General features: G+C 37.5%; 17 protein-coding genes and 2 pseudogenes. 16 read left to right on the forward strand and 3 right to left on the reverse strand.

From position 1 onward, the window contains the following. A pseudogene (locus C4E06_RS15335) lies at positions 1-1,092 on the forward strand (Ni/Fe hydrogenase subunit alpha); the annotation flags it as partial. 109 nt (positions 1,093-1,201) lie between these two features. On the opposite strand, the gene C4E06_RS15340 reads toward C4E06_RS15335, so the two are convergent. Both C4E06_RS15340 and C4E06_RS15345 read right to left on the reverse strand, forming a co-directional pair. Next, positions 1,202-1,660 carry a hypothetical protein gene (locus C4E06_RS15340; RefSeq protein WP_107668865.1) on the reverse strand — a complete coding sequence of 153 codons (459 nt, stop codon included), beginning with the start codon at positions 1,658-1,660 and terminating at the stop codon, positions 1,202-1,204. A 131-nt stretch (positions 1,661-1,791) separates the two neighbouring features. After that, complete coding sequence (locus C4E06_RS15345; RefSeq protein ID WP_107668866.1) at positions 1,792-2,661, reverse strand: GNAT family N-acetyltransferase; 870 nt, start codon at positions 2,659-2,661, stop codon at positions 1,792-1,794. A 165-nt stretch (positions 2,662-2,826) separates the two neighbouring features. Between C4E06_RS15345 and C4E06_RS15350 the strand changes: the two genes are divergently transcribed. The 6 genes from C4E06_RS15350 (at position 2,827) to C4E06_RS15375 (ending at position 8,221) form a co-directional block, all read left to right on the forward strand. After that, positions 2,827-3,243, forward strand: coding sequence for a secondary thiamine-phosphate synthase enzyme YjbQ (locus C4E06_RS15350; protein WP_107668867.1), 417 nt, complete (start codon positions 2,827-2,829; stop codon positions 3,241-3,243). A gap of 46 nt (positions 3,244-3,289) precedes the next feature. Further along, the gene (locus tag C4E06_RS15355; RefSeq protein WP_107668868.1) at positions 3,290-3,760 is read left to right on the forward strand and encodes a hydrogenase maturation protease; all 471 of its coding nucleotides are present in this window, start codon (positions 3,290-3,292) and stop codon (positions 3,758-3,760) included. 10 nt (positions 3,761-3,770) lie between these two features. Beyond that, positions 3,771-4,874 (forward strand): o-succinylbenzoate synthase, encoded by a 1,104-nt coding sequence (menC, locus tag C4E06_RS15360; RefSeq protein ID WP_107668869.1) that lies wholly within the window; start codon positions 3,771-3,773, stop codon positions 4,872-4,874. Positions 4,875-4,920: 46 nt separating this feature from the next. Beyond that, on the forward strand, positions 4,921-5,502 hold the full coding sequence (locus tag C4E06_RS15365; RefSeq protein ID WP_107668870.1) for a Uma2 family endonuclease: 582 nt from the start codon (positions 4,921-4,923) through the stop codon (positions 5,500-5,502). Positions 5,503-5,584: 82 nt separating this feature from the next. Next, positions 5,585-6,658: a magnesium-protoporphyrin IX monomethyl ester (oxidative) cyclase gene (gene acsF, locus C4E06_RS15370; protein ID WP_107668871.1), complete on the forward strand. Its 1,074-nt coding sequence runs from the start codon at positions 5,585-5,587 to the stop codon at positions 6,656-6,658. A gap of 183 nt (positions 6,659-6,841) precedes the next feature. Further along, complete coding sequence (locus C4E06_RS15375; RefSeq protein ID WP_107668872.1) at positions 6,842-8,221, forward strand: cytochrome P450; 1,380 nt, start codon at positions 6,842-6,844, stop codon at positions 8,219-8,221. A 38-nt stretch (positions 8,222-8,259) separates the two neighbouring features. On the opposite strand, the gene C4E06_RS15380 is transcribed toward C4E06_RS15375, so the two are convergent. Next, positions 8,260-9,885, reverse strand: a complete 1,626-nt coding sequence (locus C4E06_RS15380) for a DUF655 domain-containing protein (RefSeq protein WP_107668873.1) — start codon at positions 9,883-9,885, stop codon at positions 8,260-8,262. 135 nt (positions 9,886-10,020) lie between these two features. Here C4E06_RS15380 and C4E06_RS15385 point away from each other — a divergent pair, with 135 nt between their 5' ends. The 9 genes and pseudogenes from C4E06_RS15385 to rpsC all read left to right on the forward strand — a co-directional run bounded on the left by C4E06_RS15385 (position 10,021) and on the right by rpsC (position 15,564). Beyond that, the gene (locus tag C4E06_RS15385; protein ID WP_107668874.1) at positions 10,021-10,896 is read left to right on the forward strand and encodes an energy-coupling factor transporter transmembrane protein EcfT; all 876 of its coding nucleotides are present in this window, start codon (positions 10,021-10,023) and stop codon (positions 10,894-10,896) included. A gap of 72 nt (positions 10,897-10,968) precedes the next feature. Further along, complete coding sequence (locus C4E06_RS28005; RefSeq protein ID WP_198648715.1) at positions 10,969-11,139, forward strand: hypothetical protein; 171 nt, start codon at positions 10,969-10,971, stop codon at positions 11,137-11,139. 405 nt (positions 11,140-11,544) lie between these two features. Then, positions 11,545-12,183, forward strand: a complete 639-nt coding sequence (gene rplC, locus C4E06_RS15390) for a 50S ribosomal protein L3 (protein WP_107668875.1) — start codon at positions 11,545-11,547, stop codon at positions 12,181-12,183. A 42-nt stretch (positions 12,184-12,225) separates the two neighbouring features. After that, complete coding sequence (rplD, locus tag C4E06_RS15395; RefSeq protein WP_107668876.1) at positions 12,226-12,858, forward strand: 50S ribosomal protein L4; 633 nt, start codon at positions 12,226-12,228, stop codon at positions 12,856-12,858. Continuing rightward, a complete protein-coding gene (locus tag C4E06_RS15400; RefSeq protein WP_107668877.1) occupies positions 12,851-13,153 on the forward strand; it encodes a 50S ribosomal protein L23 in 303 nt (100 codons plus the stop codon). The genes rplD and C4E06_RS15400 overlap by 8 nt, the downstream gene beginning before the upstream one ends. Positions 13,154-13,243: 90 nt before the next feature. After that, positions 13,244-14,071, forward strand: a complete 828-nt coding sequence (gene rplB, locus C4E06_RS15405; RefSeq protein ID WP_107668878.1) for a 50S ribosomal protein L2 — start codon at positions 13,244-13,246, stop codon at positions 14,069-14,071. 25 nt (positions 14,072-14,096) lie between these two features. Then, the gene (gene rpsS / locus C4E06_RS15410) at positions 14,097-14,375 is read left to right on the forward strand and encodes a 30S ribosomal protein S19 (RefSeq protein ID WP_107668879.1); all 279 of its coding nucleotides are present in this window, start codon (positions 14,097-14,099) and stop codon (positions 14,373-14,375) included. A gap of 77 nt (positions 14,376-14,452) precedes the next feature. Beyond that, positions 14,453-14,814, forward strand: a pseudogene (gene rplV, locus C4E06_RS15415) (50S ribosomal protein L22). 24 nt (positions 14,815-14,838) lie between these two features. Then, complete coding sequence (rpsC, locus tag C4E06_RS15420) at positions 14,839-15,564, forward strand: 30S ribosomal protein S3 (protein WP_107668880.1); 726 nt, start codon at positions 14,839-14,841, stop codon at positions 15,562-15,564. Positions 15,565-15,653: the final 89 nt, after the last annotated feature.

A 15,653-nucleotide genomic window follows, 5' to 3' on the forward strand; every position in this document is an offset into this window, starting at 1 on the left:
CCTCAGTAGTCCAGATTTCTTATTAGGATGGGACAGTGATCCTGCCAAAAGAAATATTTTTGGGCTGATAGCATCTGATCCAGAATTAGCTAAAAGTGGTATTCGTTTAAGACAATTTGGACAGACAATAATTGAACTTTTAGGCGCAAAAAAAATTCATGCAGCCTGGTCTGTACCTGGAGGAGTGAGATCCCCTTTAGCAGAAGAGAGTCAACAATGGATTAAAGAAAGACTTCCAGAAGCGTATGAAACCGCTAATAATGCCCTTAGTTTATTTAAAGGACTTCTTGATAGATTTGAAACAGAAGTTAAAACATTTGGTGACTTTCCTTCTTTGTTTATGGGGTTAGTTGGAGAGGGCGGACTTTGGGAACATTATGAGGGACATATTCGCTTTACTGATAGTCAAGGAAATATTGTTGCTGATAATTTAAAAGAAGAAGATTATCAAGACTTTATTGGAGAGTCAGTAGAAAAGTGGTCTTATCTCAAATTTCCCTACTATAAACCGTTAGGATATACCCAAGGAATTTATCGCGTTGGACCTTTAGCTAGACTCAATATTTGCTCTCAGTTTGGCACAGAAAAAGCCGATCAAGAATTACAAGAATTTCGCGATCGCGCTGGTGGTGTGGCCACGTCTTCTTTCTTTTATCATTATGCCAGATTAGTCGAAATTATTGGTTGTTTAGAACGCATTGAACGGTTAGTTAATGATCCTGATCTCTTATCAAAACATACCCGTGCTAAAGCAGGCATTAATAACTTAGAAGGGATAGGGGTTAGTGAAGCACCTAGGGGACTCTTTTCCACCATTATAATGTTGATGAAAACGGCTTAATTAAGAAAGTCAACCTAATTATTGCCACGGGAAATAATAACTTAGCCATGAATCAAACCATTGCACAAATAGCCAAACATTATGTTAACGGAAACGCCATGACAGAGGGAATGTTAAACCGTGTAGAAGCCGGAATTCGCTGTTATGACCCCTGTTTAAGTTGTTCGACTCATGCAGCCGGACAAATGCCTTTGCAGATTCAATTATTTAGTTCCAATGGTGACTTATTAGATGAGGTTTGTCGAGACTGATAATAATATCATTTTTATCAACTTAGACTACAGATGTCTATATTGTAGGGGTCAACGGCCGTTGACCCCTAGTTTAAGAAATTGGTATAACTTTTTGGTAAGTTTAAAGTTAATACTCAATCAACCAAAACGCCTCATTTCTAACATATAAAGGGTTATTAGGAGCAGCAGGGGAAATCATTTTAACCTCTTTGGTTAAACCATTATGCTCGACTTTCCAGTTAGTATAATCAGCCGATTCGTCTTTTTCTTGTTCAGAACAATTATAAGTTACTTTCTTTATTTTCTGATTATGAATCTCAAAAAATCGCCCACAGTTTTGGGGTAAAATAATAATAACTAGCAAACGATTTTCTTGCTTAGGATATAAAGTAACAGTACCCGGTTGTTTAACCCCTGTTGCTAATCTTCCCCAAAATTGAGCCGTTGCTGTATAGCTTTTTTGTCTCGGTTGAGGATTAATAATAGCAATGGGATTGAACCCATTAAAATAATTTTTGATTTCTGGAAATTGAGGAATATAAAGTAAAAAAATAAAACTAATTAAGTAGTTTTTATTAACATTCATAGTCTAGATAAAGGTTGAAAAAAATATTTAAAATAAGATGAGATCGATTTTTTGCAGATTAAGTATAAACTAAGCGATCGCATTAAATCCTAGCATAATCTGATCCTCGGCTGAGAAAAAATGCTGTATCTTTAACCAATTTCTAGACTGGTTACACCAAAAATATTATTCCAATTTAATAAAGGTGGTTGATGAGTATACATTCTCACACATTCAAATAACAATTTCATTTGATATCCTTGAACTAATTGGATAGCTTCTCTATTAAGATCAGGAACATCAATATAAACATTATCATTATTAGCATAAGTGGATAAAGCTAATAATAGTTTTTCTGCTGTTTCTTTATTCTCGGAAAATAAAGGAGCAATTTTAAATCCTTCAGCAGACTTTCTGATGACCCCATATCCTAAAATTTTATTGTCTTGAATAACAGCATATCCTTGACGATTGGGTTGTTTGAACCAGCTTTCAAGAAATACAGAACGATGAGCCGGAAAATATTGACTATCGTAAGCACATAGTTGATCAAAATTAACTTTAGTAAGATCAATAATATCTTGAGAAATGTGTCCTTGAATGACTCCTCCATAGCGTAAATGTAGGTGATCTACGTTAAATCCCCATTTTTTATAGTTATCAACTTGTTGAAAAACAGCATCTAAAGCAGCAGGTTTATTATCCAGTAACTTAACCGCTTCTTGAAATGTTTTTAAGCCATATCCTTGATGACGAAATTCTGGCTTAACAATGTACATTCCTATAAAGTTAAAGTTAGGATTATACCTAACTACTGAAATACAACTAACAGGAACACCGTCTAATTTTCCGATCAAAAATCCATCAGGATCTAGAGTATAATAATTGTGAGCGTCATTATTACCTGGATTCCAACCTTCAGATTCTGCCCAAGTAAAGGTTAAATTAGCTTCCTCTCTTGTCATGGGATAAACCATAAAGTCTGGGTGAGTTACAATGGATTCTGATGGTAGTTTATTCATATTTTATCTTAATTATTTCTCAAAATTTTATTTTATCATATTATAAAATAATTTGATTTTTACCCTAAATTACTTGACTTTGGATCATATAATTGACTAGAATATAGTTAATTATTTGTTCTAACCTCTCTATAGATTTTTTTAACTGTTACTAACAATATAATAATGATTTATCAAGAAACTATTAAACTTTCTACCCAAGACAATGGAGATTTACACGATTTAACCGAGTCCGTTGCTTTAATTGTCAAAAAAGCTAAAGTTACGACTGGGATGGTCAATATTTTTAATATAGGAAGTACAGGAGTTATTGGAGCCATTGAATTTGAGCCAGGTTTGCAGAAAGATTTACCAGAATTTCTCAACAAATTAATTCCTCCCAGTCGAGAATATGGACATGAAAAAACTTGGCATGATGGGAATGGACACTCTCATTTACAAGCAACCCTTTTAGGACCATCCATGACAGTACCTATCACAAATGGTAAGTTAAAATTAGGAACTTGGCAACAAATTTTTCATTTAGAATGTGATATCAAACCTCGTCAACGCGAAATCGTTGTTACCATATATGGTGAATAATGATAGATGATTTTTTTCTAATTAAATTGTCGGAAATCTAACATTAATGGGCAAAGAATCAAACATAAAAAACTCGAAAACGTTAATTATTGGTTATGGAAATACCCTAAGAGGAGATGATGGAGTCGGTTACAAAATAGCAGAAATGATTAAACAATGGGACTATAATAATTTAACTTCTCTTGCTGTTCATCAACTCACCCCAGATTTAGCTGAAATAATAGCCCAAGCTGATACTATTCTTTTTATAGATGCTATACCTATCAAAGATATCAATACAGCCAATCTTCAAATAAAAACGATTAATACTAATAACAAAACTAATAATTTAGCTCATCATAATAACCCCGAACAATTATTATCTTTAACTCAAGCTATTTATCAAAAATCACCTACAGCTTATTGGCTGTTAGTTCCTGCCATCAACTTTAATTTTAGTGAAGAATTATCACCAATTACTCAAAAATATGTTAATCTAACCTTAGAAAAAATAAAAGATATTTTATCAATTAAATAGTTAATTATTCATGATCATTGAAAGAGCAGAACTTTTTTTATTTGAATTACCTTTCATCAAAAGCTATCAAAGTAGCTATGGTAAAATGAATCAAAAAAGAAGTATCATCGTTAAACTATCAACTTCTGATTTATCGGGTTATGGTGAAGCATCAACCTTACCGTTTCCTTTCTATTTACCAGAATATACTGACACTTCATATATTGTTTTAAAAGACTTAATTATTCCTAAAATTATTGACAAAAATATTAACCATCCTAGTGAAATTAATCAATTATTATCTCATATTAAGGGTTATAATTTTGCTAAATATGCAGTAGAAACTGCGTTATGGGATTTATATTCGCAAAAACTAAAAACTCCTTTGTATCAATTATTAGGAGGAACTAACCAACCCATTCAAATAGGTGGAGCAGTAGGCATTACCAAAGATAAAAATAAGCTATTAGAAGAAATTAGTTTAAAAATTGAACAAGGTTACAAAAGAATTAAACTAAAAATAAAACCAGATTCGGATATTAAACCCTTAGAAATTATCAGAAATCAGTTCCCTACTATTCCTTTAATGGTTGATGCAAACGCTGCTTACACTTTAAAAGATATTGACACATTAAAAACCTTAGATAACTTTAATTTAATGATGATAGAACAGCCTTTAGGATGGGACGATATTATTGATCATGCAGAACTTCAACAACAGATTAAAACCCCTATTTGTCTTGATGAAAGTATTTTATCTTTAGACGATACTCGCAAAGTCATTAAAACAAATGCTTGTAAAATTATTAATCTTAAACCGGGAAGAGTTGGGGGACTTACAAAAGCAAAAAAAATACATGATTTATGTCAAAAAAATAATATTGGTCTTTGGTGTGGAGGAATGTTAGAATCATCTATCGGAGCATTTTTTAATCTTTCTCTTGCGACTTTAGATAAGTTTATTTATCCTGCGGCCTTAAACACAAATGACTACATTGATGATATTGTTACTTATAAATGTCTGGCAAAAAATGGAACAGTAAAAGTTCCTAATTTTTTGAGCGACTTCGAGGTAGATGAAGAAAAACTGAGACATTATACAGTTGCCTTACATCAATTTAATTCAAAAAGTTAGTCATTTTCTATAATATTGAGTAAAGAAATCAGTTTTTATCTAAAATATGGAAACTATCACCATTCCCAAAGGATTTAGAATAACTCCAGAACAATTTGAGCTGCTTGCTTCTGCCGAACAATTAACCCGAATAGAGTTAACAAAAGAGGGAGAATTAATTATTATGAGTCCCACGGGTGGAACCGCAGGCCGCAAAAATAGCCGTTTAATTCAACAACTTAGAAATTGGGCGGATGTAGCGCAAACAGGAGAAGTCTTTGACTCTTCTACCGTTTTTATCTTGCCAAATGGTGCCAGAAGAAGTCCTGATGTCAGTTGGATTAAATTAGAACGATGGAATCAATTAACCACAGCACAACAAGACGGTTTTCCCCCTCTTTCCCCTGATTTTGTTATCGAGTTAGTCAGTCCTAGTGATCTCAAAAATCAAAGATACTCTGATTTACAAGCAAATATGCAGGAATATATAGAGAATGGGGTTAAATTAGGTTGGTTAATCGAACCATCAAGCAAAACAGTAGAAATCTATCGATTAGGACAAAAAAAAGAGATTTTAAATCAACCTCAAACCCTCTCAGGAGAAGCGGTGTTACCTGAGTTTATTTTAGATTTAAGTGAGATTTGGTGAAAGTTTAAACTTTTGCGAACAACCATAGACAAAATTACCTCGACATCGGATGATATAACTATCCAGTTATATAGGAATGGTTATGGTTAAGACTCCTGTTAAACCCGATCAGCCCAAATCAGGAACAAAAGCCCCTTCAAAAGAAACCCTCCTCACTCCTCGCTTTTATATTACAGACTTTGAAACCGCGGCCAACCTTTCTTTAACGGAACAGGAAACCGAGTTAAACGCCATGTTGACGGAAATGCGTAACGACTACAACCGTCATCATTTTGTTAGAGATGAAGAATTTAAAACCGGTAACTGGGATCATTTAGATGAAACCACCAGAGAAGGTTTTATTGAGTATTTAGAACGGTCTTGTATTTCTGAATTTTCTGGCTTTTTACTCTTCAAAGAATTGTCTAGAAAACTCAAAGGCCGTAACCCCATTTTATCAGAAATGTTTCATTTAATGGCACGGGATGAAGCCCGTCATGCAGGGTTTTTAAACAAAGCCATGGCCGACTTTAACCTATCTTTAGATTTAGGAAAAGTCACTAAAACCCGTACCTATACCTTTTTCCCTCTAGAATGGGTAATTTACACCGTTTATCTCTCTGAAAAAATCGGTTACTGGCGTTATATTATCATTTTCCACCACTTGGAAAAACATCCAGAAAAACAATTTTATCCTATTTTCAAAAAATTTGAAAACTGGTGTCAAGATGAGAACCGTCACGGCGATATTTTCACCGCTTTATTAAGGTCTCAACCTAAACTTTGGAAAACCTGGAAAGCACGGTTATGGAGTCGTTTTTTCCTCTTATCTGTGTTTGCAACCCATACCTTAACGGTTCATGAAAGAGCTAGTTTTTATGAGTCTTTAGGCTTAAATGCTACAGAATTTGATAAAGAGGTTATTCGTAAAACAAACGAAACCTCCGCCAGAGCATTTCCTAGTGTCTTAGACGTAGACCATCCTGAATTTTATCCCCGTTTACAACGGTGTTCTCAACGTAATTTAAAGATGAAAGAAATAGGAGAAAGCAACGCTCCTAAATTCGTTAAAACCTTGCGTAAACTGCCTTTAATTGCAGGAATTGTCGGAGATTTACTGCGTATTTATTTAATCAAACCCATTGATGCTGAAGCCTTACGGGGAACGGTTCGATAAGTACAATTTACCTAGTCTTAATCGACAACAATTTACGAAAGCTTGCTGATGCAGGCTTTCTTTTTTTTTGTTATATTGATAATCATATGCTCCTCTATACTGTTTGTTCCCTGTTCCCTAACCATCTTGAGTCGATAAAAAGAATAAACGATAAAACAAGATTTAAACGTGAGGACAACTCGGATGACAGCAACCATTAAAGCTGAAAAAAGTAATAATTTAGCTTTTCCCCAGGGAATTAAACGTTATGGGTTAAAAGGGATTTTAAATCTCATTTTTCGTCCCTTACCAACTTTAGAAACATACCGCAATCGCTACGGCGATATTTATTATTCTCCTGCTTTTTCTAGTTTCCCTCCTTTTATTGTAGTTGGTAACCCAGAAGGAATTGAAGCTTTATTCACGGCTGATCCTGATTTGTTTAACTCTGGCACTTCTAATGCTGCCTTTCAACCTTTATTAGGTAGTCAATCTATTTTACAATTAGATGGGGAACCCCATAAAAAAAGACGTAAGTTATTAATGCCATCGTTTCATGGTCAACGGTTACAAACTTACGGAGAAATTATTACCAATATTACTCAGGCCATACTCAATAGTTGGCAAAAAAAAGACATTTTTTCCATGAGAGAAGTGACTCAAGAAATTACCTTGAGTGTCATTCTTCAAGCAGTCTTCGGCATTACTCAAGGGGACAACTATCAGTCATTAAGACAGGAATTAAGTTGCTATTTAGACTTGTTCAATTCTCCTTTATATACCTCTACTTTGTTTCTTCCTGTTTTACAGCAAAACTGGGGAACCTGGACACCTTGGGGAAATTTTATTGATCAAAGAGATAAGGTATATGAGTTACTCAGTCAAGAAATTGATAAACGGGCAACCACAAAAGATGGTGAAGATATTCTAAGTTTATTGTTATCCGTAACTGATGAAGAAGGGGAACATCTGACTAAAAGTGAAGTGATGAGTGAGTTGATGACTCTATTATTTGCTGGTCATGAAACCACCGCTTCGGCATTAGCTTGGGCATTTTATTGGATTCATTTTCATCCTGAAATTTATCATAATCTCCAAGATGAATTAGATACGATTGATGTTGATACTGATCCGATGGAAATTGCCAAACTTCCCTATTTAAATGCCGTGGTTTCTGAAACCTTAAGGATTTATCCTATTGCCTTATTTACCTTTAGTCGAACCCTGAAAACGTCCTGGGAATTTATGGGTTATTCTTTAGATAAAGGAATGTCTTTGGCCCCTTGTATTTATTTAGTTCATCATCACCCTGATGTTTATCCCAACTCCAAACAATTTCAACCTGAACGCTTTTTAGATCGTCAATTTTCTCCCTACGAATTTATACCTTTTGGTGGCAGTAACCGTCGCTGTTTGGGTTACGCATTAGCATTATATGAGATGAAATTAGTTTTAGCAACCGTCTTGAAACAGGTTAAGTTAAAATTAGTTGACTCTCAGCCTATTTTACCTGTGAGACGAGGGTTTACCATGAGTCCTCAAGGGGGCGTAAAAATGCAAGTTATTGAAACAGTGCAAACATAAATTAGAATTTTAATTGTCATTCCAAGGAACGAGGAATCTCACCAACTTACTTTTCCTTCTAATTCTTTTATCTTACTGTTTCCAATTCCTTTTACCCTTGTTAAATCTTCTACAGAAGTGAAAGGTTGAATTTGACGACTCTCAATAATTCTTTCTGCCAAGGATTCACCAATTCCTGGTAATGTTTCTAATTCGTCTAAACTTGCCGTATTTAAATTAATAATTCCCGTTGATGTTGGCGTTAATAATTTAGGACAATTTTTAATATCTGCCTCAATTTTACTATTAATATTTTCGGGAATACCTAAACTGGAATTATTGTATAATCTATCAAATTCTTGTTGATAATGAGCAGTAATAACAGGATTTTCAATCACTAATAACGTCTCATCATTTTGATAGTTAGCTGAGGCTGACCAATTATGAGAACCTGTAATAACTATATTATCATCAACAATAGCAAATTTGTGATGTAATTTGTCTCCTTGAGGAAGGTTAGCAAACCCAACTGTGTTAATCTTTTTTTGCCAGGGTTGATTATCCATTTCGTACTTACAATTATTGCTTAAAGCAACCCCTAACATATCTAACCCTTCACTATAATAACGAAAAGCAAATTCTGGATCAATTAACGCTTTAATATTTATTCCTTGATTATTTTTATTTTCCAAGGAGTTAGCAATTTGTTGATCACTAAAGACAAATAAAGCTAAATTAATGGATTGTTTTCCTTGATTTAGTACGTTACCAATTAGTCCATTAGTCGTAATTGGCCAATCATCTTTTGAAGAATTCGGAGAAAATTTAACCATCACTTCAGATTGTCCTATCTTAATACTTTTAGGAAATCTTTTGACTTTATTAATACCAAATCTACTATCTTTTTTTCCCCCTTTACCATCCCCCCACATTAAGTCAAATTCTTCTTGAAAAATAGTCGCTAATTCTGATGATTTAATTTTGAGTAAATTATTAGCATTTCCTCTCGTTTCATTGTTATTAAAATCTCCATGAATTCCACTTAAGGTAAAATTAGCTGAAGTAACAATCACTATCTGACCATCAATGATAACAAATTTATGGTGCATTAAACCCGTTCCTTTAGACCCATCTTCCGTATCATCAATGATGGGAATATTACCTTGATTTAAAATAGTTAGTGCATCCCTTGTATTCAGTTCTTCAGAGCTAATTTCATTGTCATTATTAAGATCAATAAATTGGAAATAACCATCATATCTTTGTTTTTCCCTTATTGTCATCTGATTAACCCTTTCGGGAGTAAAATCACTAAGAGATTGATGATAAGTATTTTCTAAAATAACACGAACTGTTACTCCTTTTTCTGCTTGTTTAACTAACGCTTTGGCAATATTAGGAAGACGAAATTCTTGGACAGCAATATCAATGGTAGATTGAGCAGAATTGATACTATTAATAATAATTTGTTCTAGATTATCCCCAGGGCGATCAATATTACGATAAGGATCACGATAATCGGCCGATTTAGCGTGATTTAAGTTAAAATAGACCTCAATCAAAGGATCTTGTGCCAGAGGTTGCCATCGCTTCATCTTCACATCATCATGACAAGCAATGGTTCCCCAAAATAGGAATAATAATAAGCCAACAAACTGTAAACTTTTCTGATAAAATCTTTTCATAAGAGATGGTTTTATGAATGCTGTCTAAACCCTAAGTTAGTAACCTCATTATACGAATAAACAAGACCCTCACTTCTTATGAGATAATTAAAGTTAACACTTAAAATTTAGCCAAAATTAAACTAATTATAAATTATGGATTTATTGCGATCGCTTCCCATTGGACTTTACCTAGAAAACCCTTTTACCTGGTTACATAAACTTGATCCCAGAGTTAAATTAGCTTGGTTATTATCCTTTCTTTTAGCCCCTATTTTATCTAATCCAGAATGGCGATTAATCTTAGTAGGAATTTTGATGTTTTTGACCTTAATTGCTCAAATTCCTTTAAGAGTCTGGAAACAACAAATGGGATGGTTATTAATTTTAACCTTACTCATACTTATTATTACAACATTATCCCCCGATGGGTTAGCTGTGACTTCCCAACCGCGACTACCTGCTAACAATTTATCTTTACCTCAACCCACAGATTATAATTATGTTTTAGTGGATGAAGGTCGGTTATTTATCACCCGTCGTTCTCTAGAATTAGGAATAAGAATTAGCACCTTAATTTTTATATTAATCTATAGCACAAACTTATATTTGTTAACCACTGCTCCCGAAGAAATTACCGCAGGATTAGATGATTTATTATCTCCCTTGCGTCGTTTTAATATTCCGGTTACTGAAATTTTATTAACCTTAACTTTATCTTTGCGGTTTATTTCTTTAGTATTAGAAGAAGTGCAAAATTTAATTCGTTCCATTCGGACTAGAGCAATTAATTGGAAAAAATTAGGCATCAAAAGAAGTTTACAAGTTTGGTTAGTGGTGGTAGAAAAATTATTAGAAAATCTTTTAATGCGGGCTGAAGAAATTGCGATCGCTATGGAAATTAGGGGTTTTCTAAGTCCCAATCAACACCGAGTTGAATGGCACCAATTACGTTTAATTCGAGGCGATTGGTTAGCCTTAGCATTATTAATTCTTTTTTGGTACGGACGATTAAGATGGGGCAATATGTAGAGCGATGATCATAGTATTCTCAAAAATAGCTGAGTCTAGCTTCTATAATAGAGGAAAAATTAAGCACTGATCATGAATAAAATTGTTAATAACACCTTACGCTTGATGACCCTTTGGGCAAAAATAGAAATAATAGCTGCTTTGGTCTTAACTGTAAGCATTTTAGGCTATGCTCTCTTTCCTAAGGAGAGTCAAACCACAACCCAGTCTTTTGAAGAAGTTCCTTCAATCAGACAACCGTAACATCTTGTAGGGTGTAGAGGATTAAGCGTTACCACACCCCAAACCCTACACCCAGGAGCGAAACGAAGATAAAAAAATCAGCTTAGCCCTTGCTTTTTATACTTAATATCATATACAATGTTTGATCGTGGCCAAAAGCTAATTAATAGACCTTGGCTCAACGTAACCGAAGCAAGCCGCTTCAAGATACTGAAGAGACTAAGCTTTAAGTCTTGGAGAGTCACGGCCCAAACAACTTAACCCGTTATCAAAAACAGGTTAAATCTATCGTTAACTGTCTATACTGAAATCGCCTAATGTGCAATTAGTGCGTATTCATAAAAACAAGCGAGGAAACACTATCTCGCGCTTTTAGGGTGAGTAATCTCCCTAAATAATGTTGTCTAGCCTATAGAGGAAAAAACCGTGGCTGTTGGTCTTCTTGGAACCAAACTCGGTATGACCCAAATCTTCGAGGAGGAATCTGGCCTGGCCATTCCTGTCACCGTTGTGCAAGCGGGTCCATGTACCATTACACAAATTAAAACCGCCGAAACCGATGGTTATAGTGCCATCCAAATCGGCTATTTAGAAGTTAGAGAAAAAAACCTAACCAAACCAGAGTTGGGACATTTAAAAAAAGCAGAAGCGTCTCCTTTACGTCATCTTAAAGAGTATCGGGTAGAAGACACCGCTTCTTATACATTAGGAGAAGCCGTCAAAGCCGACATTTTTAATGTAGGGGACTTAGTTGACATTGCTGGAACCTCTATGGGACGAGGGTTTGCTGGCTATCAGAAACGCCATAACTTCAAACGAGGCTCCATGACTCACGGGTCTAAAAACCATCGTTTACCCGGGTCAACCGGCGCAGGAACCACCCCAGGACGGGTTTATCCAGGGAAAAAAATGGCCGGTCAATATGGTGCAGTGAAAACCACCACCCGTCATTTACAAGTCGTCAAAGTAGACCCAGAACGCAACTTGCTACTCATTAAAGGAGCCGTTCCCGGTAAACCAGGGGGTCTTGTAAATATTACCCCGGCCAAAACCGTCGGTAAATAAAATTGACTGACCCATAAGTAAACGAGAAACGAATCAAAAAAAATGGTTGATTGTAACGTTAAAAACTGGCAAGGGGAAGAAGTCGGCCAAGCTACCCTAGAATTAAAAGTGGCCAAAGAAGAAAGCGCATCCCATCTATTACACCGCGCCGTTGTCCGTCATTTAGCCAATGCTCGTCAAGGGACAGCTTCGACCAAAACCCGCTCCGAAGTTAGAGGGGGTGGCCGTAAACCCTGGAGACAAAAAGGAACCGGTCGAGCTAGAGCCGGATCGATCCGTTCTCCCCTGTGGCGAGGCGGTGGGGTCATTTTTGGACCCAAACCCAGAGACTTTAGTCTCAAGATGAACCGGAAAGAAAGACGGTTAGCCCTGAGAACCGCTATCGGCAGTCGCGTTGAAGACATGATAGTGGTAGAAAATTTCGCCGAGCAACTCCCTCAACCTAAAACAAAAGAACTCGCTTCAGCCTTAACCCGTTGGGGTGTAGAACCAACCCAAAAAGTGGCTTTGGTACTGGTAGAGACAGATGAAAATATTTATTTATCAGCCAGAAATATTTGTTTTGTCAAGATTTTGAGAGCAGATAGTCTCAATGTTTATGATTTGCTCGATGCTGATAAAATCGTCATTACCTCCGAAGCCTTAACCAAAATTCAGGAGGTTTACAATGACTGAATATAATCCCCGTGACCTAGCAGATTTAGTAATTAAGCCCATTATTACCGAAAAAGCAACCCTACTGCTAGAACAGAATAAATATGTGTTTGATGTGCTACCCAAAGCCACCAAACCAGAAATTAAAGCAGCGATCGAAAGTTTATTTGATGTCAAAGTAACCGGGGTAAACACCATTAAGCCCCCTCGGAAAAAGCGTCGTGTAGGCCGATTTATCGGTCATAAACCCCACTATAAACGGGCGATCGTTACCCTAGAAGAAGGAGATAGCATTAATCTCTTCCCCGACGTATAACGTTATCCGTCAAATAGATAAACACAGAAGTCGCGGATCTTCAAAGCATCAGCCAACGACTCATTAGCAGACCAAACCTAAAAGATAATCATGGGTATTCGTACTTATCGGCCATACACTCCCGGAACCAGACAGGCATCTGTCTCAGATTTCGCGGACATTACCAAACGAAAGCCGGAAAAATCACTAACCACCTACAAACACAATAAAAAAGGCCGCAATAACCGAGGCGTGATTACCAGTCGTCATCGGGGCGGCGGACATAAGCGGTTGTATCGCATTGTGGACTTTAAACGGGATAAATATGGGGTTCCTGCCAAAGTAGCAGCCATCGAATATGATCCCAACCGTAACGCCAGAATTGCTCTATTATTTTACCAAGATGGAGAAAAACGCTATATTCTAGCCCCGGCTGGCATTACAGTCGGCGCAGAAGTGGTCTCAGGGGAAGATTCCCCCTTTGAAGTCGGCAACGCCTTGCCCCTGTCTAAAATTCCCTTAGGTACAGAAGTTCATAACATCGAATTAGTGGCCGGCAAAGGCGGTCAAATGGTACGGGCTGCCGGGGCAGCGGCTCAAGTCGTGGCGAAAGAAGGGGACTATGTTACCCTCAGACTTCCCTCCAAAGAAGTCCGCATGGTGCGTAAAGAATGCTACGCCACCATTGGTCGCGTTGGTAACACCGAAGCTCGCAACATCAAACTCGGAAAAGCAGGCAGAACCCGTCATTTAGGACGCAGACCCCATGTTAGAGGTAGCGTCATGAACCCCGTGGATCACCCCCACGGCGGAGGAGAAGGCCGCGCCCCGGTGGGAAGAAGCGGACCGATGACCCCTTGGGGTAAACCAGCCTTAGGGGCAAAAACCCGAAATAAGAAAAAAGCCAGTTCTCGGCTGATTGTACGCCGTCGCCGTTAAAACCATAGAGTAAGTTGAAACTATTATGAGTCGCTCCTTAAAAAAAGGCCCTTTTATTGCAGATAGTCTCCTGAGCAAAATTGAAAAGCTCAACGAAAAAGGAGATAAACAGGTGATTAAAACCTGGTCTAGAGCTTCTACCATCATCCCTGCCATGATTGGTCACACCATCGCTGTCCATAACGGGAAACAGCACGTTCCTATTTTTATCTCCGAACAAATGGTCGGTCATAAACTCGGAGAATTTGCCCCCACCCGAACCTTTAGAGGACACTCTAAAGGGGATAAAAAAGCTCGACGATAACCATCGTCAAACAGGAAGCAACAAGAAGATAATTCCTTCCCTGTTCTAATAACAAGTTACAGATAGACACAAACATCATGGCAGTTGATACAACCACAGAAGCCAAAGCCGTCGCTCGTTATATTCGGATGTCCCCCTCAAAGGTCAGACGGGTCTTAGATCAAATTAGAGGCCGCTCCTATCGGAAGCCTTAATTATCCTTGAATTTATGCCCTATCGAGCCTGTGATCCCATTTTAAAACTACTGCGCTCCGCCGTAGCCAACGCCGAACATAATCAAGGACTTGAGCCAAGCACCCTAGTCGTTAGTAAAGCTTACGCAGACGGAGGACCGAGTTTAAGACGGTATCGACCCAGAGCCCAGGGACGGGCCTATCAAATTCGTAAACCCACCTGTCACATTACCATCGCCGTCGCGCCCCAAGTAGAAGACAACTAACGACCTTAAACACTCAGGAAAAATATGGGACAAAAAATACATCCAATTGGTTTCCGTCTCGGCGTTACCAAAGAGCATAAATCCTGTTGGTACGCCGACAAAAGACGCTATCCGGAACTATTACAAGAAGATTTAGCCATTCGGCAGTATGTTGAAAAAAATCTCAGTAACGCGGGAATTGCCGATATTCGCATTGAAAGAAAAGCCGATCAAATTGACCTCGCCATTCACACCGCTAGACCCGGTGTGGTAGTGGGAAGAGGGGGCAGCGGCATCGAACAGTTAAGAACCGGGTTACAGCAAACCCTCGGTGAAAATCGTCAAATCCGCATCAACGTGATTGAAGTGTCACGAGTTGATGCTGATGCGGCTCTGATTGCCGAATATATTACCCAACAACTCGAACGACGGGTGTCCTTTCGTCGAGTCGTTCGTCAGGCCATTCAACGGGCCCAACGGGCTGAAGTTAAAGGCATCAAAATTCAAGTGGGTGGCCGGTTAAACGGGGCTGAAATTGCCCGAACCGAATGGGTGAGAGAAGGACGAGTGCCTTTACATACCCTCAGAGCCGATATCGATTATGCCTATCGGACAGCCCAAACCATTTACGGTATTTTAGGGGTCAAAGTCTGGGTATTCAAAGGAGAGATTATTCCAGGACAAGAAGAAGCCGCCATGGCAGCTCCTGCCCCCACTCCGAGGAAGAAACGGCGACCCCAACAATTTGAAGACCGTTCTAACGAAGAATAATTAAGACCCTTTAAGTTAAACCACTACATTAACGACCCATGTTAAGTCCTAGAAGAACTAAATTTCGTAAACAACAACGAGGGCGCATG

Origin of the sequence: Cyanothece sp. BG0011 (assembly GCF_003013815.1) — a bacterium.
Classification (GTDB): Bacteria; Cyanobacteriota; Cyanobacteriia; order Cyanobacteriales; family Microcystaceae; genus Crocosphaera.